The organism is Ramlibacter rhizophilus (assembly GCF_004681965.1).
Lineage (GTDB): Bacteria > Pseudomonadota > Gammaproteobacteria > Burkholderiales > Burkholderiaceae_C > Ramlibacter > Ramlibacter rhizophilus.
The window spans coordinates 139,501-163,742 of record NZ_SMLL01000007.1 but is presented as its reverse complement, the minus strand read 5'-3'; the positions used below and the strand labels follow the sequence as shown (position 1 = coordinate 163,742).

At 68.8% G+C, this 24,242-nt stretch carries 22 protein-coding genes; 15 read left to right on the top strand and 7 right to left on the bottom strand.

The features are described from left to right. Window positions 1-4 precede the first annotated feature (4 nt). Genes EZ242_RS17675 through EZ242_RS17665 form a run of 3 tightly spaced genes read left to right on the top strand, consistent with a single transcriptional unit; the run spans window position 5 to window position 3,617 of the window. A complete protein-coding gene (locus tag EZ242_RS17675) occupies window positions 5-415 on the top strand; it encodes a hypothetical protein (RefSeq protein ID WP_135286523.1) in 411 nt (136 codons plus the stop codon). Continuing rightward, window positions 412-1,194, top strand: a complete 783-nt coding sequence (locus EZ242_RS17670; RefSeq protein ID WP_135286522.1) for a fimbrial biogenesis chaperone — start codon at window positions 412-414, stop codon at window positions 1,192-1,194. The genes EZ242_RS17675 and EZ242_RS17670 overlap by 4 nt, the downstream gene beginning before the upstream one ends. After that, on the top strand, window positions 1,191-3,617 hold the full coding sequence (locus tag EZ242_RS17665) for a fimbria/pilus outer membrane usher protein (protein ID WP_135286521.1): 2,427 nt from the start codon (window positions 1,191-1,193) through the stop codon (window positions 3,615-3,617). Before EZ242_RS17670 ends, EZ242_RS17665 begins: the two co-directional genes overlap by 4 nt. Here the strand turns inward: EZ242_RS17665 and EZ242_RS17660 are convergent. After that, the gene (locus tag EZ242_RS17660; protein ID WP_135286520.1) at window positions 3,614-4,387 is read right to left on the bottom strand and encodes a pseudouridine synthase; all 774 of its coding nucleotides are present in this window, start codon (window positions 4,385-4,387) and stop codon (window positions 3,614-3,616) included. The genes EZ242_RS17665 and EZ242_RS17660 overlap by 4 nt on opposite strands. Before the next feature lie 97 nt (window positions 4,388-4,484). Here EZ242_RS17660 and EZ242_RS17655 point away from each other — a divergent pair, with 97 nt between their 5' ends. From EZ242_RS17655 to EZ242_RS17645, 3 genes are all read left to right on the top strand, one after another. Next, complete coding sequence (locus tag EZ242_RS17655) at window positions 4,485-5,276, top strand: hypothetical protein (RefSeq protein WP_135286519.1); 792 nt, start codon at window positions 4,485-4,487, stop codon at window positions 5,274-5,276. Between the two features lie 134 nt (window positions 5,277-5,410). Beyond that, on the top strand, window positions 5,411-6,388 hold the full coding sequence (locus tag EZ242_RS17650) for a tripartite tricarboxylate transporter substrate-binding protein (protein WP_420821261.1): 978 nt from the start codon (window positions 5,411-5,413) through the stop codon (window positions 6,386-6,388). A 78-nt stretch (window positions 6,389-6,466) separates the two neighbouring features. After that, the gene (locus EZ242_RS17645) at window positions 6,467-7,540 is read left to right on the top strand and encodes a Bug family tripartite tricarboxylate transporter substrate binding protein (protein ID WP_135286517.1); all 1,074 of its coding nucleotides are present in this window, start codon (window positions 6,467-6,469) and stop codon (window positions 7,538-7,540) included. Between the two features lie 147 nt (window positions 7,541-7,687). Here EZ242_RS17645 and EZ242_RS17640 read toward each other — a convergent pair whose 3' ends face one another. Both EZ242_RS17640 and EZ242_RS17635 read right to left on the bottom strand, forming a co-directional pair. Beyond that, window positions 7,688-8,011, bottom strand: a complete 324-nt coding sequence (locus EZ242_RS17640) for a DUF1840 domain-containing protein (protein ID WP_135286516.1) — start codon at window positions 8,009-8,011, stop codon at window positions 7,688-7,690. After that, window positions 8,011-9,279 (bottom strand): class I SAM-dependent methyltransferase, encoded by a 1,269-nt coding sequence (locus EZ242_RS17635; RefSeq protein WP_135286515.1) that lies wholly within the window; start codon window positions 9,277-9,279, stop codon window positions 8,011-8,013. The genes EZ242_RS17640 and EZ242_RS17635 overlap by 1 nt, the downstream gene beginning before the upstream one ends. Before the next feature lie 136 nt (window positions 9,280-9,415). Here EZ242_RS17635 and EZ242_RS17630 point away from each other — a divergent pair, with 136 nt between their 5' ends. The 7 genes from EZ242_RS17630 (at window position 9,416) to EZ242_RS17600 (ending at window position 16,533) form a co-directional block, all read left to right on the top strand. After that, on the top strand, window positions 9,416-9,895 hold the full coding sequence (locus tag EZ242_RS17630; RefSeq protein WP_135286514.1) for a MarR family winged helix-turn-helix transcriptional regulator: 480 nt from the start codon (window positions 9,416-9,418) through the stop codon (window positions 9,893-9,895). Between the two features lie 9 nt (window positions 9,896-9,904). Beyond that, window positions 9,905-11,515: an AMP-binding protein gene (locus EZ242_RS17625; RefSeq protein ID WP_135286513.1), complete on the top strand. Its 1,611-nt coding sequence runs from the start codon at window positions 9,905-9,907 to the stop codon at window positions 11,513-11,515. A 57-nt stretch (window positions 11,516-11,572) separates the two neighbouring features. Continuing rightward, the gene (gspF, locus tag EZ242_RS17620) at window positions 11,573-12,793 is read left to right on the top strand and encodes a type II secretion system inner membrane protein GspF (RefSeq protein WP_135286512.1); all 1,221 of its coding nucleotides are present in this window, start codon (window positions 11,573-11,575) and stop codon (window positions 12,791-12,793) included. A 1-nt stretch (window position 12,794) separates the two neighbouring features. Beyond that, the gene (locus EZ242_RS17615) at window positions 12,795-13,703 is read left to right on the top strand and encodes a 5'-nucleotidase (protein WP_135286511.1); all 909 of its coding nucleotides are present in this window, start codon (window positions 12,795-12,797) and stop codon (window positions 13,701-13,703) included. 150 nt (window positions 13,704-13,853) lie between these two features. Continuing rightward, window positions 13,854-14,867 carry a Bug family tripartite tricarboxylate transporter substrate binding protein gene (locus EZ242_RS17610; RefSeq protein ID WP_135286510.1) on the top strand — a complete coding sequence of 338 codons (1,014 nt, stop codon included), beginning with the start codon at window positions 13,854-13,856 and terminating at the stop codon, window positions 14,865-14,867. 18 nt (window positions 14,868-14,885) lie between these two features. Further along, window positions 14,886-15,623, top strand: a complete 738-nt coding sequence (locus tag EZ242_RS17605) for a class II aldolase/adducin family protein (RefSeq protein WP_135286509.1) — start codon at window positions 14,886-14,888, stop codon at window positions 15,621-15,623. 7 nt (window positions 15,624-15,630) lie between these two features. Continuing rightward, window positions 15,631-16,533 carry a LysR family transcriptional regulator gene (locus EZ242_RS17600; protein ID WP_135286508.1) on the top strand — a complete coding sequence of 301 codons (903 nt, stop codon included), beginning with the start codon at window positions 15,631-15,633 and terminating at the stop codon, window positions 16,531-16,533. Window positions 16,534-16,549: 16 nt separating this feature from the next. On the opposite strand, the gene EZ242_RS17595 is transcribed toward EZ242_RS17600, so the two are convergent. Both EZ242_RS17595 and EZ242_RS17590 read right to left on the bottom strand, forming a co-directional pair. Next, entirely contained in the window at window positions 16,550-17,350 is an 801-nt protein-coding gene (locus EZ242_RS17595) for a glutathione S-transferase family protein (protein WP_135286507.1), read from the bottom strand. A gap of 34 nt (window positions 17,351-17,384) precedes the next feature. Further along, complete coding sequence (locus EZ242_RS17590; protein ID WP_135286720.1) at window positions 17,385-18,233, bottom strand: DMT family transporter; 849 nt, start codon at window positions 18,231-18,233, stop codon at window positions 17,385-17,387. A gap of 372 nt (window positions 18,234-18,605) precedes the next feature. Between EZ242_RS17590 and EZ242_RS17585 the strand changes: the two genes are divergently transcribed. Both EZ242_RS17585 and EZ242_RS17580 read left to right on the top strand, forming a co-directional pair. After that, on the top strand, window positions 18,606-19,349 hold the full coding sequence (locus EZ242_RS17585) for a hypothetical protein (RefSeq protein WP_135286506.1): 744 nt from the start codon (window positions 18,606-18,608) through the stop codon (window positions 19,347-19,349). A gap of 136 nt (window positions 19,350-19,485) precedes the next feature. Next, window positions 19,486-20,301, top strand: coding sequence for a hypothetical protein (locus EZ242_RS17580; RefSeq protein ID WP_135286505.1), 816 nt, complete (start codon window positions 19,486-19,488; stop codon window positions 20,299-20,301). Between the two features lie 195 nt (window positions 20,302-20,496). Here EZ242_RS17580 and EZ242_RS17575 read toward each other — a convergent pair whose 3' ends face one another. Beyond that, window positions 20,497-23,427, bottom strand: coding sequence for a PoNe immunity protein domain-containing protein (locus EZ242_RS17575; RefSeq protein WP_135286504.1), 2,931 nt, complete (start codon window positions 23,425-23,427; stop codon window positions 20,497-20,499). Then, window positions 23,424-24,224 carry a PoNe immunity protein domain-containing protein gene (locus tag EZ242_RS17570; protein ID WP_240787155.1) on the bottom strand — a complete coding sequence of 267 codons (801 nt, stop codon included), beginning with the start codon at window positions 24,222-24,224 and terminating at the stop codon, window positions 23,424-23,426. The genes EZ242_RS17575 and EZ242_RS17570 overlap by 4 nt, the downstream gene beginning before the upstream one ends. Window positions 24,225-24,242: the final 18 nt, after the last annotated feature.

Below are 24,242 nucleotides of genomic sequence, written 5' to 3'. Positions count from 1 at the left end.
GGGCATGCCCTGGCAGCGCTGGATGGTGGGAGCCCTCGTTGCCTGCGCGCTGCTCTCAGGCGCTCGCGCGCAGGCGCCTGAAGCCTGCAGGCTGCACCGCTTCTATCGCGGAACGGTGCTCGACTTCGGTCCGATCGATGCCTCGCGCAGCGCGGAGGTGGGACTCACCCGCGGCGGCATGCGGCTGGAGGGCCTCTGCCCACCGGGCACCCGGGTCGAGATCCTGGGCGCACCCGGCCTCGTGCTCACCGGCCCGCAGGGCGCCAGCATCCCCTACACCGTCCACGCCCGACTCGAGCCGGATGCAGGCAACACCCACATCCTGCTGCTGTCCCTCTCCATCCCCGCGGGCAGCTACGCCGACCTGCCGGCGGGCGAGTACGAGGGCCACTTCACCGTGTCGTTCATGCCATGAGGTGCATCGCCTTGCCCACGAAGCGGCTTGCCCGGCTGCTCGCCTGCCTGCTCGCCCTGGGCCTGGCCGCGCCGGCGGGCGCGGGCTTTTCCGTCAGCCCCATGCGCCTGGAGCTGGGGCCCGAGGCCCGCAGTGGCACGCTGACCCTGCGCAACGAGGGCACTGCGCCGCAGTCCTTCAGCATCCGCGCCATGGCCTGGCGCCAGGACGAGTCCGGTGACGACGTCTACGAGGACACGCCCGATCTCGTCTACTTCCCGCGCCTGCTCACCCTGGAGCCCGGCCAGGACGCCGCCGTGCGCCTGGGACCGCGCCAGCCGCCCGCGGTCCCGGGCGGGCCCGAGCGCAGCTGGCGCCTGTTCGTCGAGGAGCTGCCGCCCACGGCCCCTGCATCTGCCCCGCCTGCGCCGGGTGCGCTCGTGCGCGTTCTGGTTCGCTTCGGCGTGCCCGTCTTCGCGGCCTGGAACACCGCTGCACGCCAGCTGGCGCTGGATGCGCTGAAGCTCGAGGCCGGCGCGGTGCACTGGCTGCTGCGCAACCAGGGCAACCGGCATGAGGTGTTCGAATCCATCGTCGTGAGCGGCCGTGACCGCCAGGGGCAGCCGCTCTTTGCCGAAGCCGTTCCCGCGCGCTACCTGCTCGCCGGCGCGCAGCGGCGGTTCAAGCTCGCCGTCCCACCCGGCGCCTGCGCGCAGCTTGCGCGAATCGAGCTGCAGATCAAGACCGCACACGGCGCCGTCCACGGGCAGTTGCAGACCGACCCCGCCGCCTGCCCATGAACGCGCTGGCGTTCATGCGCGGGCTGGCGCTCGCCCTGGCCCTGTGCGCGTGGCTGCCCGCTTCGGCCCAGACGCCGCACACCCCCCTGCCTGCGCAAGCCCTTGTCGTGACCGCCTCGGTGAACGGACAGACACGCGGCGACTTCTTCGTCATGCGACGCGGCAGCGACGACTGGCTGGTGCGCGAGGAAGACCTGGCCCGGCTGGGCCTCGCGGTGCCGGCGCCGCAGACCGTGCAACTTGACGGCCTGCCCCATGTCCGGCTGGCCGAGCTTGCCGGCCTGGCCGTCCGGCTGGATGCGCGAACGCTCACGCTGGAGCTCACCGCGCCGCTGCACTGGCTGCCGCGCAGCGTTCTGGCAGCGCCGCCCACCGGCCTGCCACCCCTTGCGTTCACCGGCGGCCGCAGTGCCTTCCTCAACTGGGCGGTCGAAGGCGAAGCCGCGAGCGGTGCCGCAACGGCCAGCCGGCTCTCTGTCGAAGCGGGCGGGCGAGACGGCGCGCTCCTGGTCCTGTCGCGCGGCCACACGGTCCGCCAGGCCGACGGGACGGCGGCCTTCGTCCGTCTGGACACCAGCGCCACCTACGACCTGGTCGAACACGGCGCACGCGTGCAACTTGGCGACCTGTTCACGCACCCCCCGGCGCTGGGCACCAGCCTGCTCGTGGGCGGGCTGTCCGTGTCCCGGCTGTCGAGCCTCGACCCCTTCCAGATCCGCCATCCGCTTGGCAGCGTGCAGGGACAGGCAAGCTTGCCCAGCGACGTGGAGGTCTATGTGAACGGCCAGCGTGTTCGCTCGACGCGGGTGAGTCCGGGCGAGTTCGAACTGCAGGACCTCCTCACCCCCCAGGGCGCCGGCGAGCTGCGCCTGGTGGTGCGCGACCCCTATGGGCGCGAGCAGGTATTCGAGCGCAGCCTCTACACCAGCGACCGGTTGCTGCGGCCCGGCCTGCAGGCGTACCACTATGCGCTGGGGGCGGTGCGGCGGGCCTACGGACTGCGAAGCTTCGACTACGGCGCCCCGGCTGCGACGGCCCATCACCGCTGGGGGGTGAGCGACGGGCTCACGCTGGGACTGGACGCTTCCGCGCGCCGCCGGGTCGTGAATGCAGGCGCCTCGGCCACGCTGTCGCTGGGCCGGGTGGGCGTGCTGAGCGCTTCGGTGGCGGCGAGTCGCGCGGCGGCTGCGGACGGCCTGGCGACGACTCTGCGCTACGACTACCTGGCCCCCCGCTGGAGCCTGGCACTGGCCTGGCGCCGGGACAGCGCCGGCTATGCCCCCGTGGCCGAGCGCCTGGCGTTCTCGGGCCTGCGCGAGGAGAGCTACCTCTATGCCAGCACGCGGCTGGGCACGCTGGGCAGCCTGTGGCTGGCCCGTTCGTTCCGTCGCGCGCACCCGGCGGCAGACTTGCCCGAGGCCAGCGGCTTTTCGGCGACCACGCGCAGCGACCGCGGCCAGCTCGCCATCGGCCACGTCACCGCCCTCCCGGGCCGGGCCGGCACGCTGCGCACCAGCGTGTCGCGCTCCCTGGCCGGCCCCGGCCCGCGGCAGACGGAGCTGTCCGTCGCCCTCGCGCTGTTCCTGGACAGCCGCCAGCTCCTGGCCACGGGGGCCCGCGCGGGCGGCGCGGGGCACGGCACCTCCCTGCAGTGGACGCGAACGCCACCGCCGGCCGCAGGCTGGGGCTTCGACCTTGCCGCCCAAAGCGACAGCTTCCAAAGCGAGCGCACGCTCTCGTGGCGCGCCGCTGCCCAGCTCAATGCCGATGCGGTCCGGCTGCGCGGCGAGCTCGAGCGGGCGCAGGGTGGCTTCATCGCGTCGGACCGGCTGCGCCTCTCGGCCGCCGGCGGCCTGGCCTGGCTGAATGGTGCGGTCCGGTTCGGCCGGCCCGTCGAAGGAGCGTTCGCGCTGGTGAAGGTCGGCGACCTGGCCGGCGTGCCGGTCCGGGTCAATGGCAGCCCGGTGGGCGTCACCGATGCGGCGGGCGAGCTGTTCGTGCCCGAGGTCGGTGCCTGGTGGGAGCATCACTTCAGCATCGACGCCCACAGCATCCCCCTGGAATGGGGCCTGCCGCGCCTGGCGCGGCGCGCCATGCTGCCCGAGCGCGCCGGGGCCGTGATCGACTTCGAACTCGCCCGCCGGACCGCGCTGCTGGCCCGCCTGCTGGCGCCGGGACCGGGGGGGCCGCAGCCCTTGCAGCGCGCCACGTTTCGCCTGGACGTCGACGACGGCGGGCAGGCCGGGCCACGGCAGATCGAATCGGCCACGGGACTGCAAGGCGAGCTGTACCTGGAGAACGTGCCCCCCGGGACGCACCGGGGCACGGCGAGCACGGCGTCCGGCGAGTGCCGCTTCACCCTTCGTGTGCCGGCCGACATCGCCGTCATGCACGACGCGGGCGACCTGCCATGCGAGCCCTAGAAGCTCTCGTGCGGCCCCAGGTAGCGCCACTGCCCGAGCGGCAGCTGCCCCAGCGTCACGCGCCCGATGCGAACGCGCTTGAGGCCCACCACCTTCAGGCCCACCAGCTCGCACATGCGGCGGATCTGGCGCTTGCGGCCCTCGGTCAGCACGAAGCGCAGCTGCTCGGGGTTCTGCCAGTCCACGCGGGCGCGCTTGAGCGGGCGTCCGTCCAGGCTCAGGCCATGGCGCAGGCGCGCCAGGCCCGCAGGAGGGAAGGCGGACTGGACGTCGCTCGCGACCTCGCCCCAGCTCACGCGCACGAGGTACTCCTTTTCCACCTCGGAGTCTTCGCCGATGAGCCGCCGCGCCACGCGCCCGTCCTGCGTGAGGACCAGCAGCCCGGTCGAATCGATGTCCAGCCGCCCGGCCGGCGCGAGGCCGCGCAGCTGCGCCGGCGCGAAGCGCTGGCGCGAGCCGTCACCACGCCAGTGGCTGCGGGCCTGCACCAGGGTCACGGCCGGCTGGTAGCCGTCCTCGGCCTGGCCACTCACATAGCCCACCGGCTTGTGCAGGAGGATGGTGACCTGCTGCGCCTGCTGTCCGCGGGCGGCCGGGTCCACCTCGATGCGGGCCGTGGGCTCCACCTGCTGGCCCATGCCCGCCACCTGCCCGTCCACGCGCACCCAGCCGCGCGCGATCCATTCGTCGGCCTCGCGGCGCGAGCACAGGCCCAGTTCGGCCAGGCGCTTGTTCAGGCGGGTGGTGGGCGGGGGTGCGGAATCGGACATGCGGCGCGCCGGATTATCGGCCGCCCGCGCAACGCGCCCCTGCGCCCTTTCCAAGCGCTCGTTCCTCGCTCACCCCACCCACCATCAGGAGACACCCATGCGACCCACCGCCACGGCCCATGCCCCACGACCGACGAGCCTTCAGCCGTCCGCCCCCTCGGAAACGTCTGCGAACGAAAAGCGCCAGCAGCGTCCCTGCGCCAACCCGCTCGACGACCTTCCCCTCGTCGATGCACCGCCGCTCTTCGGGCCGTCCGCCTTGCCGGGGGGTGAAGCGCTCGACCACCTGGACGGCGCACGGCTGTGCACCACGGCCCTGGCGGGCGCAGTCTCGTCCGGATCCCTGTTTGCCAGCAGCTTCGCGCTCGGGGCGATGCTGCGGACCCAGGCGCGCCATCCGGCCGCCACGGCTGCGGGCTGCCTGCTTCCGGTGCTGGGCGGCGCCCTGACCGCGCCCAGTGAACGCGCGCTCACCACGCTCACCGGGCTGCGCGCGACCGAGCCGCGCGAGCCATGCCTGGGCCACGCCGCCATCCTGCCGGGCGTCCTGTGGCTGGTTCATGCGGCCCTTCGCCCCGCGAGCCCGGCGGCCTCTGCGTGCAGTTCACTGTTAGGAACCGTGCTCGGAACCGGCATGGCCGAAGCCGCCGCGCAGCTGTCGCACCGACATGATGAAGTCGGCGCGGCGGCCGATGAGCGGGTCCGTCCCGGCACGTGCGAGGTCGCCACGGGCCGGGCCCTGAGCCTGCTGCCCTACGCCGCCTATGTGGCGTGGCACGCATGGCGCGGCACCCGGCCGCCTCCGCTGGCCGCCGTCGGCGTGGCGGCCGGCGGCTGGGTGCTGCGCGATGCGTTCGTGCCTGCGAACACGTCCAAGGGTTTGCCCTGAGTAGAGGGCCGATCAAGCCGCGCAGAGCGCTTGAGCGAAGTCAAACAGGCTAGGTAGTTGCCGGAATGCGCCCCGCGCGAGAGGCCGCTAGTATCGGGCACCTTTTTCCCGGAGAACCCTGAGTGAACACCTTGATCAAGAAGCTGGCGCCCCTGGCCGCCATCGCCGCCGTCGCGTTCGGCGCCCAGGCGGCCGACTACCCGGTCAAAGACAAGCCCATCACCATCGTCGTGCCGTTCTCGGCCGGCGGCCCGACCGATCGCGTCGCGCGCGACCTGGCTGAGGCGCTGCGCAAGCCGCTGGGCGCCACGGTCGTCGTGGACAACGCGGCCGGCGCCGGCGGCTCCATCGGCGCCAACAAGGTGGCCAAGGCCAACAACGACGGTCACACGCTGCTGCTGCACCACATCGGCATGGCCACCATGCCCACGCTGGTGCGCAACATTCCCTTCAAGGTCGATAGCGACTTCGAGTACCTGGGCATGGTCAACGACGTGCCCATGACCCTGATCGGTCGCCCCAACCTGCCGGCCAACAACTTCAAGGAGCTGGTGGGCTGGATCCAGCAGAACAAGGGCAAGATCAACCTCGGCAACGCCGGCGTCGGCTCCGCCTCGCACCTGTGCGGCCTGCTGTTCCAGCAAGCCATGGGCGTGGAGATGACCGCCGTGCCCTACAAGGGCACCGGCCCGGCCATCACCGACCTGATCGGCGGCCAGATCGACCTGCTGTGCGACCAGACCACCAACACCACCTCGCAGATCGAGGGCAAGAAGGTCAAGGCCTTCGCGGTCACCACGCCCAAGCGCCTGACCACGCCAGCCCTGAAGGACCTGCCCACGATGGAAGAGGCCGGCCTGAAGGACTTCCAGGTCACCATCTTCCACGGCCTGTACGCGCCCAAGGGCACGCCGGCCGACGTGCAGAAGAAGATCAACGACGCGCTGAAGGTCGCCCTGAAGGACCCCGACTTCAACAAGAAGCAGGAAGGCCTGGGTGCCGTCGTCGTGACCGACCGCCGCGTCGAACAGGCCGAGCACAAGAAGTTCGTGGCCCAGGAACTCGACAAGTGGAGCCCGGTGCTGAAGAAGGCCGGCGTGTACGCCGACTGATCTCCACCGTTCGACATGAAAGCCGCCTTCGGGCGGCTTTTTTCTTGCGCCCTCGCCGGCGTCCTGCCGTAAGTACGAATGGCCGAAGCGCTCGTGCTGCGGCAGCATCTCGCCTTTCCCCATCGACCAGAACAGGAGACTGCAGTGCCTTCACCCCTCGGATTCCGCCGCCGCGCCCTCATCGCCGCCGCCGCGCTCGCCACCCTCGTGGCCGCGCCCTTTGCCAGCGCCCAGGGTAGCTGGCCGACCAAGCCCGTGCGCATCGTCGTGCCCTTCGCCCCCGGCGGCACCACCGACATCCTGGCGCGGGCCATCGCGCCCGAGCTGTCCAAGGCCTTCGGCCAGCAGTTCATCGTGGACAACCGCGCCGGCGCGGGCGGCAACGTCGGCGCCGAAGCGGTCGCACGCGCTCCCGGGGACGGCTACACCCTGCTCATGGGCACGGTGGGCACCCACGGCATCAACCGCGCGCTCTACGAGAAGATGCCCTACGACCCCATCAAGGACTTCGTGCCCATCACCCTGGTGGCGGGCGTGCCCAACGTGATGGTCATGAACGCCGAGAAGGCCAAGTCCATGGGCATCGACAACGTGCGCGACTTCATCCGCTACGCCAAGGCCAACCCGGGCAAGCTGAACATGGCTTCCAGCGGCAACGGCACCTCCATCCACCTGGCCGGCGAGCTGTTCAAGAGCATGAGCGGCACCTACATGGTCCACTTCCCCTACCGCGGCTCGGGCCCGGCCCTGCTGGACATGGTGGCCGGCAACATGGACGTGATGTTCGACAACCTGCCCTCGTCCATGCCGCAGATCAAGGCCGGCAAGCTCAAGGCGTTCGCCGTCACCAGCGGCCAGCGCTCCAGCGCGCTGCCGGACGTGCCCACCGTGGAAGAAGCCGGCGGCCTCAAGGGCTTCGAAGCCAGCTCCTGGTTCGGCCTGCTCGCGCCCGCCGGCACGCCGCCCGAGATCGTCAGCCGCATCCAGCAGGAAGTCGCCAAGGCCCTGAACACCCCCGCCATCCGCGAGAAGCTGCAAGCCCAGGGTGCCATCCCCGGCGGCAACACCCCGCAAGAATTCGCCAAGCACATCGAGGCCGAACACAAGAAGTGGGCCGAGGTGGTGAAGACCAGCGGCGCGAAGGTGGACTGAGCAATCACCAAGCCCCCCGCAGGGGCAAGGTCCGCGCGAAATAACATGCAGCGCGGACACCCCAGCAAGAAGGCCGGGTTCATCCCGGCCTTCTTGCTCTGATCAGAGAACCCACTGGAAAAACGCGCAGCGTTTTTCCAGTGCCACCTACACGCCCCAGACGATATCCTTCCCCGCCTTCTCGCAGCGCCTGAGCATGTCGATGAACGGCACCGCGCGCTGCCTGAGGCCGATGGCATCGAAGTGCGGGGGCTCCTCGCCCTGGGCCTTGGCTTCTTCCACCATCGCCTTCTGCCGTGCCTCTTCCTCGGCGATGGCCTGTTCCAGTGCGCTGACCGCCGGTCCCATCTCCGGGGTCTGGATGATCCCCGTCGGACCGGGGTCCTTGCCGATGATTTCCAGGACTCGCCGCCCGTTGGGCTCGAGCATGATGAGGTCGCCGGCGGCTTTGGATTTGAACTTGTAGAGCATCAATCGGGGCGGTACATGTACTCGCGGTTGAACGGATACATGCATTGTGCGCCGCGCAGCGTGCCGGTATGCAGCTTGCCGTCGGGGCGCGCCGCCAGGATCTGGTGCAGCGAAATCCAGCCGCGCTCGAAGCTCATCGCGCAGCCGGCGAGATACAGGCGATAGGCGCGCAACACCTTGGGGCCGCGCTCGGGGCCGGCGCTGGCCTCCAGCACGCGCGCGGCTTCCTCCAGCTGGGACTCCAGGCCGTCGGACCAGGCCCAGAGCGTGCGCGCGTAGTGCGGGCGCAGGTTCTCGGTGTCCAGCATCTCCAGTTCGGAGGCCGCCAGCTCGCGCAGCACGTGGCTCACGTGCAGCAGCTCTCCGCCGGGGAAGATGTACTTGCCGATGAAGTCGCCCATGCCCGCGCCGAGCTGGCCGGCGTCGATGCCGCCGGCGGTGATGCCGTGGTTCATCACCAGGCCGCCCGGCTTGAGCAGGCGCAGGATCTTGCCGAAGTACAGGTGCATGTTGACCTGACCCACGTGCTCGAACATGCCCACCGAAGCGATCTTGTCGTAGCCCTCGGCCTCGTCGAGCTCGCGGTAGTCGCGCAGTTCCATGCGCACCCGCCCCTGCAGCTTTTTCGCCTCGATCAGCTGGCTCACGTAGGCATGCTGGTTGCGCGACAGCGTGATGCCATGGGCCTGCACGCCGTAGTGTTCGGCCGCCCACAGCAGCAGGCCGCCCCAGCCCGCGCCGATGTCCAGGAAGCGCTCGCCGCTGCGCAGCATGAGCTTGCGGCAGATGTGGTCCAGCTTGGCTTCCTGCGCCTGCGCGAGGCTGTGGTCGGCGGTGCGGAAGTAGGCGCAGGAATACACGCGCCGCGGATCCAGCCACAGGCCGTAGAAGTCGTCCGAGACGTCGTAGTGGAACTGGATCTGCTGCGCGTCGCGCTGGGGGGTGTGCGCGACCAGCGAGCGCGTGCGCCGCAGCACCTGCGTCCACCAGTTGGTGTCGCTCGCCACCGGCGTGCCGGGGAGCAGGTGGGCGGCCGCGAGCATCAAATCGCGCATGCTGCCCTCGAACGCCACCCGGCCTTCCACAATGGATTCGGCCACCTTGCCGATCTGTCCGGCCGCCAGCGTGGCCACGGAGGACCAGTCGGCAAAGCGCAGGCGCACGTCGGCGTCGGGGCTGCCGACCCGCGCACCGCCGGGTAGCCGCAGCGCCACCCGGACCGGGGCACCTTCCAGCCGAGGTGCGATCCTGCGAACAAGAGCTTCCATCGTGGCCGGATTCTTGCCAAGGCCGGGAACGGCCGTCAATGGCTCGTCTGTAGGACGAATTCGCCGCTGCCGCCGCCTCGTTGGCCGGCGCACCGGTTTTGTTTAGACTTCAACTATTCAGGCAACGGAGACCGCGATGGACATGGAAGCGCGTGCGCACAGTGAGCACCCGGAGGCACTGCGCCTGTGGCTGCGGATGCTCACCTGCACCCAGCTGGTGGAGAAGGAAGTACGCAGCCGGCTGCGCGAGCAGTTCGCGACCACCCTGCCCCGCTTCGACCTCATGGCCCAGCTCGAACGCGCCCCCGAGGGCCTGAAGATGAACGAGCTGTCGCGCCGCATGATGGTCACCGGCGGCAACGTCACCGGCATCACCGACCAGCTTGCCGCCGAGGGCCTGGTGGACCGCGTGGACGTCGAGGGCGACCGCCGCGCCTGGCGCGTGCGCCTCACGCCGCGCGGCCGCAAGCTCTTCCACGAGATGGCGCACGAGCACGAGCGCTGGATCATGGACGCCTTCGCCAGCCTGGGCGAGAAGGACATTGCCACCCTGTACCGTTTGCTGGGCAAGGTCAAGGACGGCGCCCGCGAGCAGCTCGCCGCCCAGCCTTCCTGAGGAGCCGCCGTGACCGCCCATCTCGACACTTTCGTGCGCGACCGCCTGCCGCCTCCCGCGCAATGCCCCACCTACCGCTACGACCGTCCCGAGCTGCAGTTTCCGTCGCAGGTGAACCTGGTCGAGGAGCTGCTGGACAAGGCCGAGGCCAAGGGCTTTGCCGACCGCCCCCTGCTGCGCTCGGCGCGCATCACCCTCAGCTATGCCGAGGTACGCGAGCGGGTGGACCGCATCGCCCGCGTGCTGGTCGACGACCTGGGCCTGGTGCCCGGCAACCGCGTGCTGCTGCGCGGGGGCAACTCCATCGGCCTGGCGCTGGCCTGGCTGGCGGTGGTCAAGGCCGGCCTGATCGCCGTGGCCACCATGCCGCTGCTGCGCGCGCGCGAGCTGGGCGACATCATCGACAAGGCGCAGCCGGCCGCGGCCCTGTGCGACATCCGCCTGCTGGACGAGCTGGAGGAGGCCCGCAAGACGCGCCCGGTGCTGCGCGCGGTGCTGCCTTTCAACGCGCCGAACGAACCCGGCTCCATGGCCGTGCGCTCGGCCGCCAAGCCCGGTGACTTCACCGCCTGCCGCACGGACGCCGACGACATCGCCATGCTGGCCTTCACTTCGGGCACCACGGGCAAGCCCAAGGCCGCCGCGCATTCGCACCGCGACGTGCTCGCTGCCTGCGAGTGCTGGCCGCGCCACGTGCTGCGCGCGACGCCCGAGGACATCGTGGTCGGCTCGCCGCCGCTGGCCTTCACCTTCGGCCTGGGCGGCATGCTGGTCTTCCCCATGTGGGCCGGCGCTTCCGTGTGGTTCCCGGAGGCGCCCTACACGCCCGAGTCCCTGGTGCGCACCATCGGCGAGGTGGGCGCCACCATCTGCTACACCGCGCCCACCTTCTACCGCCAGATGGCACCCTTCGCGCGCGAGCACGGCGTGGGCAAGCTGCGCCTGTGCGTGAGCGCCGGCGAGGGCCTGCCCGACGCCACGCGCCAGCTGTGGAAGGAAGCCAGCGGCATCGAGATGACCGACGGCATCGGCGCCACCGAGATGTTCCACATCTTCATCTCCTCGCCGCCCGAGGACGTGCGCCGCGGCGCCATCGGCCGCGTGGTGCCCGGCTACGAGGCGCGCGTGGTGGACGAGGACGGCCGGGAACTGCCGCGCGGCAGCATCGGCAAGCTGGCCGTCGTGGGCCCGACCGGCTGCCGCTACCTGGAGGACGCGCGCCAGGCCAACTACGTCAAGGACGGCTGGAACTACCCCGGCGACGCCTTCATGCAGGACGAGGACGGCTACTTCATCTACCAGGCCCGCGCCGACGACATGATCATCAGCGCCGGCTACAACATCGCCGGGCCCGAGGTGGAGGACGTGCTGCTGCGCCACCCCGCCGTGGCCGAGTGCGCCGTTATCGGCAAGCCCGACGAGGAGCGCGGGATGATCGTCAAGGCCTACTGCGTGCTGCGGCCGGGCCACGAGGCCCGCCCCGAGCTGGTCAAGGCCCTGCAGGACCACGTCAAGGCCAGCATCGCCCCCTACAAGTATCCGCGCGAGCTGGAGTTCGTCGCCAGCCTGCCGCGCACGGAGACCGGCAAGCTGCAGCGCTTCCGCCTGCGCCAGCCCTGAGGCGGGCACCTTCCGCGCCAAGCTGGGGCCGTGGCCGCGGCCTCGCATAATCGCGTCATGCCCGCCTACTCATTCGAGGCCCTCGATCCCCAGGGCGCGACGCGCAAGGGCGTGATGGAGGCCGACACCGCCAAGGCCGCGCGCAGCCTGCTGCGCGCGCAGTCGCTGGTGCCGATCCAGGTCACGCCCGTCACGGCCGCGGGCGAGGCATCCAGCTTCAGCGCCCGCTGGCTCACGCGTCCCGTCTTCAACGCCACGGCCCTGGCCATCTGGACCCGCCAGCTGGCGGGCCTGGTCACCTCCGGCCTGCCGCTGGAACGCGCGCTCACGGCCCTCTCCGACGAGGCCGACGAGGAGCGCGAGCGCAACCTCGTCGCCTCGCTGCGGGCCGAGGTCAACGCCGGATCGCCCTTCGCCAAGGCCCTGGGCCAGCACCCGCGCGAGTTCTCCGAGGTGTACGTGGCCGTGGTCGGCGCGGGCGAGCAAAGCGGCCAGCTCGGCACCGTGCTGGACCGCCTGGCCGACGACCTGGAGGAGCGCCAGGCGCTCAAGGCCAAGCTCGTCGGTGCGGCGCTGTACCCGGCCATCGTCACGCTGGTGGCCATCGTGATCGTGCTGTTCCTCGTCACCTACGTCGTGCCGCAGGTGGCGAACGTCTTCGCGGGCACGCAGCGCGCGCTGCCCTTCCTCACCTCGGCCATGCTCGCCATCAGCGCCGCGGTGCGCGACTGGGGCTGGGCGATGGCGGCCGTTCTGATCGCCGCCGTGGTGGCCCTGCGCCTGGCGCTGCGCAACGCGGGCTTCCGTGAGCGCTTCGACGCCGGCTGGCTCAAGCTGCCGCTGGTGGGCCGCCTCGCACGCGGCTACAACGCGGCGCGCTTCGCCAGCACCCTGGCCATGCTGGCCGGCGCGGGCGTGCCCATCCTGCGCGCCCTGCAGGCGGCCGGCGAGACCCTGGGCAACCGCGCCATGCGCGCCGATGCCATGGACGCCCTGGTGCTGGTGCGCGAAGGCGCGCCACTCGCCTCGGCCATGGCGCAGAAGAAGCGCTTCCCGGGCCTGCTGTCCATGTTCGCGCGCCTGGGCGAGCAGACCGGGCAGCTGCCGCTCATGCTGCAGCGCGCGGCCAACCAGCTCGGCGCCGAAGTGCAGCGCCGGGCCATGCAACTGGCCACCGTGCTGGAGCCGCTGCTCATCGTGGCCATGGGGCTGGTGGTGATGCTCATCGTGCTGGCGGTGCTCATGCCGATCATCCAGCTCAATCAATGGGTACGGTGACATGGCAATAACGCTGCAGGACAAACTGGTCGTCGCCATCTCCTCGCGGGCGCTCTTCGACTTCGAGGAAGAGAACCGCCTCTTCGAAAGCGGCGACCCCGGCGCCTACATGGCGCTGCAGCTGCAGCGGCTGGAGCTGCCCGCGCGGCCCGGCATCGCGTTCTCGCTCATTCGCAAGCTGCTGGCCTTCAACGAGCCGGCCGCGCAGCGCGTGGAGGTGGTGATCCTCTCGCGCAACGACCCGGTCTCGGGCATGCGCATCTTCCGCTCCGGCGCGGCCAACCAGATCAAGCTGGAGCGCGGCGTGTTCACGCAGGGGCGCCCGCCCTTTCGCTACCTGCGGCCCCTGGGCGCGCACCTGTTCCTCTCGGCCAACGCCGAGGACGTTCGCGAGGCGCTCAACGCGGGCTTTCCGGCCGCGCGCGTGCTGACCGAATCGGTGCTGGCGGGCACCAACTATCCCGGCGAAGTGCGCATCGCCTTCGACGGCGACGCCGTGCTCTTCTCCGACGAGGCCGAACAGGTCTTCCAGGCCCAGGGCCTGGACGCCTTCCAGCAGCACGAGCTGAGCAAGGCCACGCAGCCCCTGCCCGAAGGCCCCTTCAAGCCGCTGCTGGCCGCGCTGCACCGCCTGCAGCAGGCCGGCACCCCGGCCATGAAGATCCGCACGGCCCTGGTGACCGCGCGCAGCGCGCCGGCGCACGAGCGCGCCATCCGCACCCTCATGAACTGGAACATCCACATCGATGAAGCCATGTTCCTGGGCGGCCTGCCCAAGGGCGAGTTCCTGCGCGAGTTCGAGCCGGACTTCTTCTTCGACGACCAGACCGGCCACGTGAACCATGCCGCGCAGCACGTGCCGGCGGGGCATGTGGCGGCGGGGGTGGCGAACCTGCTGGCAGGGCGCTGAGGGCGGCCACTCGACCTCTAAGTCGCCAGACCTCTCACCGGAGAAGGCGTGAGATATTGGACGGCCGCTCCCACACGAGGAAGAATCGCCGCTGCAGTGGGCGCGCACCGCGCACTGATTCGTTCAACCCTCAGTGACTCCCCTCGTCCCATGAAGTCCTTTCCGCTCAAGATCGTCTCCGCGCTGGTGGCTTCGCTCGTCGCACTGGCTGCCGTCCCGGCGGCGGCCGACACCTTTCCGGCCAAGCCGATCCGCATCATCGCGTCCACCTCGCCCGGCGGCCTGACCGACCTGCTCGCGCGCACGGTGGCCCGGCTCATGGGCGACAGCCTGGGCCAGTCGGTGGTGGTGGAAAACCGGCCCGGCGCGGGCACGCTGATCGGCATGACCGCCTGCGCGCGTGCGCCGGCCGACGGCTACACGCTGTGCCTCACGGACAACCAGAGCCTGGTCTTCAACCCGCTGCTCTTCAACCGGCTGCCCTACGACCCGAAAGCGGATTTCGCCGCCATCGGCGGCGTGGTGCGCACGCCCAATGACGTCATCGTCGCGCACCCCTCGGTGCCTGGCGCGGGCTTTCGCGAGCTGATGGCGCACGCCAAGGCGAACCCCGAAAAAGTCAGTTTCGCCACCTGGGGACCGGGCAGCATTCCCGCGATCTACCAGGCCTGGATCGCGCGGCAGAACGGTGTGCAGCTCACGGCCGTGCCGTACAAGGGCGCGGGCCCCTCGTTCCTGGCCGTGAACGGCGGCGAGGTCAACCTCGCGTACAGCAGCGTGGCCTTGGCCAAGGCGGCCGTCGAAGCGGGCAAGCTCAAGGCCGTGGCGGTCACGGGCGCATCGCGCTCTTCCGCCTTCCCGAACGTGCCGGCCCTCGGCGAGCTCGACAGCGACCCCGGCATGGGCACCTTCTGGGGCCTGTACGCGCCCGCGAAGACACCGCCCGCCATCGTGGAAAAGCTGAACGCCGAATTGAACAAGGCGCTGGCAACGCCCGCCTTCCAGTCCTTCGCCAAGCAGAACTACCTGGAGCCCTACAACGCCTCCCCCGCCAGGTTCGCCGCCGAACTGGCGGCAGCGCAGTCACATGCGGCGGCGACCTTCCGCACCATCGGCATCCAGCCCACCGACGCGCCGGCCGACGCGCCCTCGGCGACCCGCTGATCCCGCCTGCCAAGCCGCATGAACGACACCCTGGAGCAGCAACTCGACAAGCTGGCCCGCGCCTGCCGGATCCTGGAGCTGGAAGGCCATGGCGACATGTCGCTGGGCCACCTTTCTTTGCGTGACCCGCAGGGCCGCGGCTTCTGGATGAAGCGCAACCGCATCGGCCTGGGCGAGGTGCTGGGTCCGCAGGATTTCATCCTGCTGGACTTTCAGGGCCTGCAACTGGCGGGTGATGGCGGCCGGCATTCCGAGTGGCCGATCCACTCGCAGATCCTGCAACGCCGGCCCGACGTGCAGGTGGTGGCGCACACCCATGCCTTCCACACCAGCGTGTTGTCGGCCTCCGCCGAGCCCCTGCTGCCCTTCACCCTGGACGGCGACTACTTCGCGGGCATCGCGCGCCACGAGGATGAAGTGGCGCTGATCCGCCTGCCCGAAGAGGGCGACGCGCTCGCGGCCGCCTTGGGCGAGCACTTCGTGGTGCTCATGGCCAACCACGGCGTCACCTTCTGCGGCACCTCCATCGAGCACGCCACCTGCGTGGGCGTGTTCCTGGAGAAGGCGGCCCGCGCGCACCTCGTCGGCCGCAGCGCCGGGTTGCGCCACACCATGCCCCAGGAGGCCACGCGCCAGCGCCGCCACGGGCAGATCATGAGCGCCGCGCACATCGAGCACTCCTGGGAATTCTTCTGCCGTAAGCTCGCCTGGGCCACGGCGCGCGACGGCGGCAAGGGCGCGGTCTTCACCGCCTGAAGCGGACGTGTTCGAGCTGCGGCACCTGCGCTATTTCCTCGTCGTCGCCGAGGAGCTTCACTTCAGCCGCGCCGCGGCGCGGCTGAACATGTCGCAGCCACCCTTGAGCCAGCAGATCCGCGGCCTGGAAGAGGCTGTGGGCACGCCGCTCTTCGTTCGCAACCGCCGCTCGGTCGCGCTCACCACCGCCGGCCGCGAACTGTACGAGCAGGTCGGGCCCTGGCTGGCGGGCCTGGACGACATCGCCGAGCGCGTGCGCCGCGTGGGGGAAGGCGAGGTCGGCACACTGCGGATTGGCTGCAACTTCACCACCACCCAGGGCCTGCTGCCCACGCTGGTCCAGGCCTTCACGCAGCGTTATCCGGCGGTGTCGGTGCGGCTCCAGGAAGCGACCACCGACCAGCAGGTGGACTGGCTGGTGCAGGGCCGGCTCGACGTGGGACTGGTGCGCCTGCCGGTCAACGCCGCGCACATCGAGGCCCTGCCGCTCTACGAGGAATCGCTGGTGGTCGCCATGCCCCGGGGGCACCGGCTCGCGCGGCGGACGAAGCTGTCTCTGCGCGACCTGCGGGACGAACAGTTCCTCAACGCGAGCCGACGCCCCGTCGGCCCCTTCCAGTCCGTGCAGTCCCAGTGCCGCAGCGCGGGTTTCGAGCCGCGCCTGAGCGAAGTCTCGGGCAACGCGAACAGTGCCATCGCACTGGTCGGCGCCGGCATGGGCATTGCGCTCGTGCCGGAGAGCATGGCGCGCATCCTGCCGGCGGAGGTGATCTACAAACCCCTGGCGGATTCGCCGACCTCGACCGTGGCCGTGGCGCGGCGGCGCAGCGGCGCGAGCCCGACGGCGCTGCTGTTCGTGGAGCTGGCGGCGCGATGGCGAGAGCAGGGGGCGGCGCGCGCGCCGTCCTGAACTCGCTCCCGTCGGGTCAGGGGACCAGCCCGAGCGCCGCGTCCGAGGCCGTGCCCCGGTACTTGTCCTTGGGCGGCCAGGGCCGCTCGCGCCAATGCGGCTCGAACACGAAGGACGAGCGCTCGCGCCCCGGCAGCAGGGCGCCGTTGCCCGCGCCCTGTGCGTAGTCGTAATAGAGCTTGACGATCTCCTCGCGCGTGACCTGCTGCGCTGCCGGGTGGGCGAGGCAGGCCTGGCGCCAGGCGCACACGCGGTCATAGGCGCCGTCCTGCGGCAGCTCGAAGTCCTCGTAGTAGGAGAGGAACCAGAAGCGCATGAACATGGGCGTGAACACCGCCTCGGCCCAGCCGAACTCCTCGAAGAGGAAGGGGCCTTCGGGCGCATGTTCGCGCAGGAAGGCATCGAGCTTGGCGAACTGCGCGAGCATGCGCTCGTGCAGGGCGTCGCGGCGGGACGGGTCCTGGTTCATCACCAGCGTGTAGCCGGCGTTGACGAAGTCGCCTTCCATGCGCACCAGCATGTTCTCCACCGCGCGACGCCAGGGATCGGGCTGCGCCACCGGACGGCCGGGCAGCACGTCTTCCAGGTACTGCATGATGACCAGGCTTTCCTTGAGGATGCGGCCGTCCGCGAACTCCAGCACCGGAAGCGCCGTGGTGCCGCGCGTCTTGGCCAGCAGCTCGGGCGAGCGCGGCCGCGTGATGTCCACCACCTCGAACTGCACCGCACTGGTCGCTTCCTTGAGCGCGAGCAGGATCTCCACCCGCTGCGAGAAGGGGCAGACGGGAATGTGGTGCATGGTCATGCCGACGCTCATGCGGGTTCTCCTGCAGGCAGATGCGGGGCGGCCATCATAGGCCGCGACGGGCGGAACGCAGGGCCTCCCGGCGCGCGATCCACACCGTGGAGGCGCAGATCACCGTCCCGCCGATGAGCGTCCACCCACTGGGCACGGCCTGGAAGATCACGAAGCCCAGCAGCGCGGCCCACACCATCTCCAGGAACTTGACCGACTGCGTGGCGGAGATGTCCGTGGCGCTGAAGGCGCGCGTCATGGCGTAGTGGCCCGCCGAACCGAAGATGCCACCGAGCAGCCCCAGCAGCCACTGCCCGAGCGTGGGGGACCGCCACTCCAGCAGCGCCAGCGGCAGGCTCAGGAGCGCCACGGTGATGGACTGCCAGGCCACGATCACCGTCGAGCTCTCGCGCCGGGTCTGCGCCTTCACGATGATGAAGGACGCCGCGAAGAGCGGCGAAGACCCCAGCAGCACCAGCAGCCACACGCCGCCCTGCCCGGACAGCTGCGGCCCCACGACGATGAGCACGCCCACCAGCCCCAGCATCGCCGCCACCCAGCGCGCCGCCTGCATCTTCTCGTCCAGGAACAGCGCCGCGCCCAGCATGATGAAGATGGGCGTCATGAAGCCGATGGCGGTCATGTCCGCCAAGGTCACATGCGGCGCGGCCAGGAACCAGAGGGTCAGCGCGCTGGTATGCACCACGCCCCGCCCGAACTGCCCGCGCACGCTGGCAGGCTTCCAGCTCGCCAGGCCGGAGCGCAGCAGCATCGGCGCCAGCACCACCAGCCCCATGAGGTAGCGGATGAACTGCGCCTGGAAGGGATCGAGCTGCCGCGCGAGGCCGCGCATGGTGGCGTTGAGGCAGACGAAAAGAAAGCCGCCCAGCGTGGCCCAGAGCATGCCGCGCAGCACGGGATCGAGACGGCCGGCGCGGCGGTGGAGGATGTGGGCTTGGCGGAGGAGGCGGGGGCGAGGGGTGCGCGGGGGAGCTTGCGATGGCGCGCCGGAAGGCTGATGCATGCCGGGAACTATAGGAGTGCCCGGAGAGTGGCCATGCACCGCGAGCCGGATACCGCATGGCAGAGGCGGCTTCTGGGCTTGATGACTGATTCCTGACGACCGGCAATTCACCACGTCAAGGCTGAGCAACACGCCTCGTATGCTCCCTGGCGCTAGTATTTTCAGTTTCAAACTAAAACTTAGATAGTCGCTAGAGCCCGGTGCGCTCTTAGTGGTTCACCGCCTCCCCGGACTCTGATCATTGCCCTCCCCATGAAGCCATTCTTACTTACGCTGCTGGTCGCCTCGCTCTCTCTCGCGGGCTGCGCATCTCCCGAGCACCTCCAGGCCAACGATTCCGCTCACGACGGCGCGCCGCGCTTGCATCCGCCCGGCAGGGTCAAGGTCGAGTACTCGACGAGCTTCGGCGACGGCTCGTGGTTGCAGGAGCCCCCCACGGAGGTGCTCCTGCTTCGGCGCGAGGCGACTCAAAAGCAAATCGGTCGGCAACTCGCACTCAATGCCTTCCTTCTGGTGGCAACACGATCCGTCGGTTTTCAAACATTCAGCAAAGAACAGCTCAAAGGGATTCCTATTCCAGACGTGCAAGACCGCTCCAACCTGCAAAACCCCGTCCCCACCACTTTCGTCAATTCGCTGGAGCGCACCGTCAACGACAGAGTCTCTAAAGATCCCGAATTCCGGGGAAAAACATTCCAGCACCCGATTGTTGTCGGCGGTGGTTTCGCAAGCCTGGTCTATGAAAGCCTGGTTGGCGAATCGACCGACTACTACCTGCGGCTGGACTTGAATGTGTACAAGCAACGGAAATCAGCCAGCATCTTCAACTTCACTCCGCCTGCGATCGTCAACTGCGCCAAGCGGAGCGAAGGGGCCAGGCCACTTGAGGAATGGGCCGCCGATTCCTATCAACCCCTCAAAACACAGCTGGAACAGATTCTGGCGGCGTGCGAGCGCAAGGTCATTGCAGAGCTCGGAACGCTGCTGGCCAACTAGATCGCTGTTCACCTGGCAAGGCCTTACCTGTCTCGGGCGGGCCTGGGTCCGCGGCGCCTCGCAGGCTATTGACCCGCTGCATCGCTGATGCCTCGGACGTTCACACCCTCTTTTCGTCAACTCACAAAGGCCCGACATGCCCTCTACATTCCGACTGAGTATTTCGTCATTGATTGGCGCACTCGCGCTGACGCTTAGCGCCTGCGGTGGCGGTGGCGGTGGCGGTGGCGAAGAAAGCGCCATCGCCGAAACTACCATCGAGTCAACAGCACCGGATTCAACGACCCCGAAGGCCGAAAGTCCAGCCGGACTTTGGCGCGGCGCGACCGATGCGGGCAAGGACTTCACCGCCTTCGTGCTCACGGATGGGGTTACTACCGGGTACATGATTGTCTACTCCGACAAGTCAACAAAGTCTGTCACTGGCTTTGTACAAGACGGCGCAGAGATCATTGGACGAACCATCCGAGCGAGCAACAGCCTGGACTACAACTTCGAAACCGGTCAATTTGGCGTCACCGCGCTCAGCGGAAGCGTCAATGATTCTGGCGCATTCGAAGGGCGTCTCATTCGCCCGACAGGACCGGAACTATTGACAGCCAACGAATACCACTCGCTGGAGGGCACACCGACACTTGCGCAAGTGGCGGGGACGTACTCAGGTGAATTCGTCGGCCTGGAGACACGTGAGGCGGCAACCATCGTCATCACTGAGGCGGGCGAGATCGTGAAGACGAGCGCTTCAGGGTGCACCGCCAGCGGTGAAGTCTTCCCGGATTCGAAGCTCAACGTCTACTGGATCAGTCTTCCCTTCGACCAAACCTGCAAGTCGCCGGGCTGGAATGATGGCATCGCCTATTGGGACCCGAAGACTGCGCAGCTTTACGTGATCACGGGTCCGGACTGGGACGCTGTTTGGGGACGCGGCTACGTATTCATTGGCGCCCGGTAGCACGGCTTGTGTCCGAGCCGCCAGCAGGTCACGAGGCACTGTGCTACCTGGGTGCGGCTCGGTCGTGCAAAACGAAGAAGTTCTCCCGTATGCGAGTCGAAGTCGAACAGGTAGTCGTAATCCGTCCTTATCTGCGAAAACCCGTTCGATAGCTGATGGCGGCCAACATCAGGTTGCCGACACACCCTCCCACGATCATCGACGTGCGAACAGCTGGAACAACTTTCCCACCAGCCCCGGCCTGCCCTGCTCCTGGCGAGGACGATGCGTCGTAGGACCATCAGGCCGGAGAAGGTCACCAGGATAGTGCTCGTGCCCGAGGCACAAGCTGTCGTCGATGCCGAAGGCCTTGACGGCTGCGACGGCTTCGATGCACCAGCGGCCGAAGTAGCTGCCCATCTCCAGTGGGTGCTTGACGGGGTCGCCGTAGATGTACCACCACAGCTCGTCTTTGCCTTTGCGGGCGAGTTCGGGGTACCAGTGGTCGACGAAGTCCAGCAGCAGTTGCGGCTGCTGCTCGCGCGGGGCTCCGATGGTTCTGAGCAGGCGGGCGTAGGGCTTGGGGTGCAGGAGCTTGGTGCCGACTAGGCGGCCCGGCTGCCGGAAGGCAATGACTTGGTCCAGAAGGACGTCCTCTCCTTCGCCACCGATGAGGGCCAGCAGGCGCTGCCACTGGTCGTTGGGGATTTCCAGGGCGAGCGCGAGGCCGACTAGCCAGAAGCACCAGTTGTAGTGGTTCAGGTCACGGAGTTCGAATATCCAGTCGCGGCAGTTCGTTCGGTTGTACTTCTTGCAGACTTCGTCTGAAAGTGAGTTCGACAGCTCCCATGAAGAAATTAAAGCTGGGAAATGTTGCTTGAGATCGCTTATTGAATCCCCGCGAGAGTATCTCCTGAGCATCAGGCGTCTCACGCGCGAGGCGACACTCATCGCAAACTCTGGATCGTAGAGAGGGTTTTTGCTTGGCTCCTTTAGCGCAAGCTGCTTGCTCTCAATCGTCTCACGGTCAAAGCGGACGCGATCATTCCAATACTTTAGATCTCCGAGCGGAGCGCGAATCATGGGGTTACTCCGATAGGCTTCCTCACTGGAGGGAGCAAGTTGGACGAATCTATTGATTGAACCATCCGCCCTCGTCGTCACCACCCAAGCTTCGGTTCGCCCGTTTCTGAGAGCCATCTCAACCGCTTCAGCAGCCTGATCTCCTACCGCTCTAATCAGGCGTTCGGAACCAGTTATCCACTGCTCTGATCCTTGCCGTCCATCCGCCGTCATAGAAAGAGATGAACTCCCCGAACGCTTCGGGTCCCCCACGAACTTGTACTCGATCACCACGTAGTCCACATCCGGCCGGTTAACCTTATACAAGTCGTCGATCCCCGTTTGTCCAACGCCGGGCGTTCGCGCAATCTTCTGCCCATCGGGCACGATCTGCTTGACCGTGCTTGCCCCGAATAGGTCGCCCATCGCTCCCTTCTGCGCATCGGTGAGCTGCTTCAGATCCAGCAGAGGGTTGCCGCTCCTGTCATGCACGCCGCCCGACATCAGCAGGGCTTTCACCGCTTTCTCTTCAAGCGCGGCATCCAGCTTCCTCGCAAGGGCGGCAGCCGCCTCTTCCGCAGCCGCCCCCGAGGCCTTGACCGCTCCCGCTGTGGCATCCACCGCACCTGCGGTGGCCTTGACTGCGCCTGCCGTGCCGGTGACTGCGGCTGCGACACGGATGGCCAGCAAGGCCCGCTGTGCGCCGGCCGCATCGGTGCCGTAGAGCGCGTTGACCTTGCCCGCCAGATCCGGGCTGAGGGCGACGGCAGACCCTTCGCCGATGGACGTCCCCGATTCTTTGAAGCCATCCACCACGCTTTGCGGCAAGGACCTGACCGTCTCCCACACCGCATTCACCACCAGCGCCGGGTTGTCCCGCACCGTGCGTGCAAGATCGACGGCGCCGCGTGCCACGTCGATGCCCGAGTCCCGCAGTTCCTTGGCGAGGCCGGCGCTCAGGCTGCGGCTGATGCCGCTCTGCGCGAACTGCCGATAGAAGGCCGGGTCAGCGGTCTCGGCGAACATCTCCGGGCGCAGGAGTTGCTGGCCGGAGGCGGTGAACAGGCGCTGCTGCGCGCCCAGGTCGTTCGTGAAGGTCTGCTGCGCGCCCGCGAGGAAGGCCTGTGCCTTCGCGTCGTCGCCGTCGGCAAGCTGCGCTCGCCAGAGGAAGTCCACGTCCTTCAGCGCCTGCTGCGTCAAGCGGCGCAAGGCCTCGTCCTCGCTGATGCCCTCCTGCCTGGCGAAGTCCTTGGCCTTGTCTTTGAGCCAGCGCTCTTCGGCGGCGTGCAACTGCCGGTTGTTAGCATCCACGTTCATCCCGGTCGCAGCCCCCGCCAGGGCTCCCCCGCTCGCAATGCCGCCAATGCCCGCCGCCGCCACGCTGGCGACGCCGCTCGCCACCTCGCGGGCCAATGCGGGGGCGAGGCCGACGTCCGCGAGGGCGACAGAGACTCCGTTCTGCAACTGCTCCAGCGCCGGCGCAGCAGCGGCAGCGGCGCCACTGCCGACCGCGCCCGCCACATCGCCACCGACGAGCCCGATGGCGCTGTGTAGGGCCACGCGGATGTCCCCGCCCTCCTCCCATCGACCCGCCTGCGCGTTCAGCTCGGCCTGGCGCTGCGGGTCCACTTCGCCGCGCGCCCGGGTGCGCAGGTCGTCCCGCTGCCGGTCCGCATAAGTGCCCGCCGCCCTGAACAGTTGGGGCAGGGCGTGCTGCGTGATCGTCACCTGCGCGTCGATCTCGCGCTGCACCCTCTCGGCATCGAAGATCGGCGCGATACCAGTTTGCGCGTCACCCGTGCGGGCCGCCGTGTCGCCCGCGATGCCGGTGATGCCCGCTCGCGTGACGCTGTGCGCGTCGATGACCGCGCCGCGCAGCGTGGTGTCGCCGCCGCTTCGCACCACCAGCGCGTTGCCGGCGCTGACCTGGGTGTTGGCGTGGGCCTGTTCCTGCCCATCGGCCTGGCCCTGGCTGCGGATGGCGCCGGTGCTGACGGATGGCGCGTCGGCGGCTGCGCGTACATCGCCCAGCAGCCCGCCGACCATGACGGCGATGACGGCCAAGCCGATGCGTCCGACGGTCATCGACGTGCGATCAGCTGCAACAACCTGTGCAAGAAACCGGGCCTCGCGTGCTCCTGGCGAGGCCGATGCGTCGAAGGACCATCAGGCCGGAGCAGGTCCCCGGGATAGTGCTCGTGCCCGAGGCACAGGCTGTCGTCGATTCCGAAGGCCTTGACGGCTGCGACGGCTTCGATGCACCAGCGGCCGAAGTAGCTGCCCATCTCCAGCGGGTGCTTGACCGGGTCGCCGTAGATGTACCACCACAGCTCGTCTTTGCCTTTGCGGGCGAGCTCGGGGTACCAGTGGTCGACGAAGTCCAGCAGCAGTTGCGGCTGCTGCTCGCGCGGGGCTTCGATGGTTCTGAGCAGGCGGGCGTAGGGCTTGGGGTGCAGGAGCTTGGTGCCGACCAGGCGGCCCGGCTGCCGGAAGGCAATGACTTGGTCCAGAAGGACGTCCTCTCCTTCGCCGCCGATGAGGGCCAGCAGGCGCTGCCACTGGTCGTTGGGGATTTCCAGGGCGAGCGCGAGGCCGACCAGCCAGAAGCACCAGTTGTAATGAGCCAGGTCAGAGATCTCGAACTTCCAGTTGCGGCAGCTCAGCAGGCCGCGTTCTCGGCAAATACGCTCGGACAAGCAGTTCGAGAGTTCCCATGCGTCCAGGAGTTGAGTGAAGTGTTGTGCCGTCTCGGGTACCGCGTCGCCTCGCGAATACCTCCTGAGCATGAGCCGCAGCACTCGCTCCGCAAGCATCATGGCGAACTGCGGGTCGTAGAGCGGGTTACGACTTGGCTGGTTTAGCAGGACCCAATCGTCTCGCATGGCGTTCAAATCGAACTC

What these genes read in the sequence shown, in the direction of transcription:
- EZ242_RS17675 (WP_135286523.1), top strand. Translation starts at nt 5, where the DNA reads ATGCCCTGGCAGCGCTGGATGGTGGGAGCCCTCGTTGCCTGCGCGCTG.
- EZ242_RS17670 (WP_135286522.1), top strand. Translation starts at nt 412, where the DNA reads ATGAGGTGCATCGCCTTGCCCACGAAGCGGCTTGCCCGGCTGCTCGCC.
- EZ242_RS17665 (WP_135286521.1), top strand. Translation starts at nt 1,191, where the DNA reads ATGAACGCGCTGGCGTTCATGCGCGGGCTGGCGCTCGCCCTGGCCCTG.
- EZ242_RS17660 (WP_135286520.1), bottom strand. Translation starts at nt 4,387, where the DNA reads ATGTCCGATTCCGCACCCCCGCCCACCACCCGCCTGAACAAGCGCCTG.
- EZ242_RS17655 (WP_135286519.1), top strand. Translation starts at nt 4,485, where the DNA reads ATGCGACCCACCGCCACGGCCCATGCCCCACGACCGACGAGCCTTCAG.
- EZ242_RS17645 (WP_135286517.1), top strand. Translation starts at nt 6,467, where the DNA reads ATGGCCGAAGCGCTCGTGCTGCGGCAGCATCTCGCCTTTCCCCATCGA.
- EZ242_RS17640 (WP_135286516.1), bottom strand. Translation starts at nt 8,011, where the DNA reads ATGCTCTACAAGTTCAAATCCAAAGCCGCCGGCGACCTCATCATGCTC.
- EZ242_RS17635 (WP_135286515.1), bottom strand. Translation starts at nt 9,279, where the DNA reads ATGGAAGCTCTTGTTCGCAGGATCGCACCTCGGCTGGAAGGTGCCCCG.
- EZ242_RS17630 (WP_135286514.1), top strand. Translation starts at nt 9,416, where the DNA reads ATGGACATGGAAGCGCGTGCGCACAGTGAGCACCCGGAGGCACTGCGC.
- gspF (WP_135286512.1), top strand. Translation starts at nt 11,573, where the DNA reads ATGCCCGCCTACTCATTCGAGGCCCTCGATCCCCAGGGCGCGACGCGC.
- EZ242_RS17615 (WP_135286511.1), top strand. Translation starts at nt 12,795, where the DNA reads ATGGCAATAACGCTGCAGGACAAACTGGTCGTCGCCATCTCCTCGCGG.
- EZ242_RS17610 (WP_135286510.1), top strand. Translation starts at nt 13,854, where the DNA reads ATGAAGTCCTTTCCGCTCAAGATCGTCTCCGCGCTGGTGGCTTCGCTC.
- EZ242_RS17605 (WP_135286509.1), top strand. Translation starts at nt 14,886, where the DNA reads ATGAACGACACCCTGGAGCAGCAACTCGACAAGCTGGCCCGCGCCTGC.
- EZ242_RS17595 (WP_135286507.1), bottom strand. Translation starts at nt 17,350, where the DNA reads ATGAGCGTCGGCATGACCATGCACCACATTCCCGTCTGCCCCTTCTCG.
- EZ242_RS17590 (WP_135286720.1), bottom strand. Translation starts at nt 18,233, where the DNA reads ATGCTCTGGGCCACGCTGGGCGGCTTTCTTTTCGTCTGCCTCAACGCC.
- EZ242_RS17585 (WP_135286506.1), top strand. Translation starts at nt 18,606, where the DNA reads ATGAAGCCATTCTTACTTACGCTGCTGGTCGCCTCGCTCTCTCTCGCG.
- EZ242_RS17580 (WP_135286505.1), top strand. Translation starts at nt 19,486, where the DNA reads ATGCCCTCTACATTCCGACTGAGTATTTCGTCATTGATTGGCGCACTC.
- EZ242_RS17575 (WP_135286504.1), bottom strand. Translation starts at nt 23,427, where the DNA reads ATGACCGTCGGACGCATCGGCTTGGCCGTCATCGCCGTCATGGTCGGC.
- EZ242_RS17570 (WP_240787155.1), bottom strand. Translation starts at nt 24,224, where the DNA reads ATGCGAGACGATTGGGTCCTGCTAAACCAGCCAAGTCGTAACCCGCTC.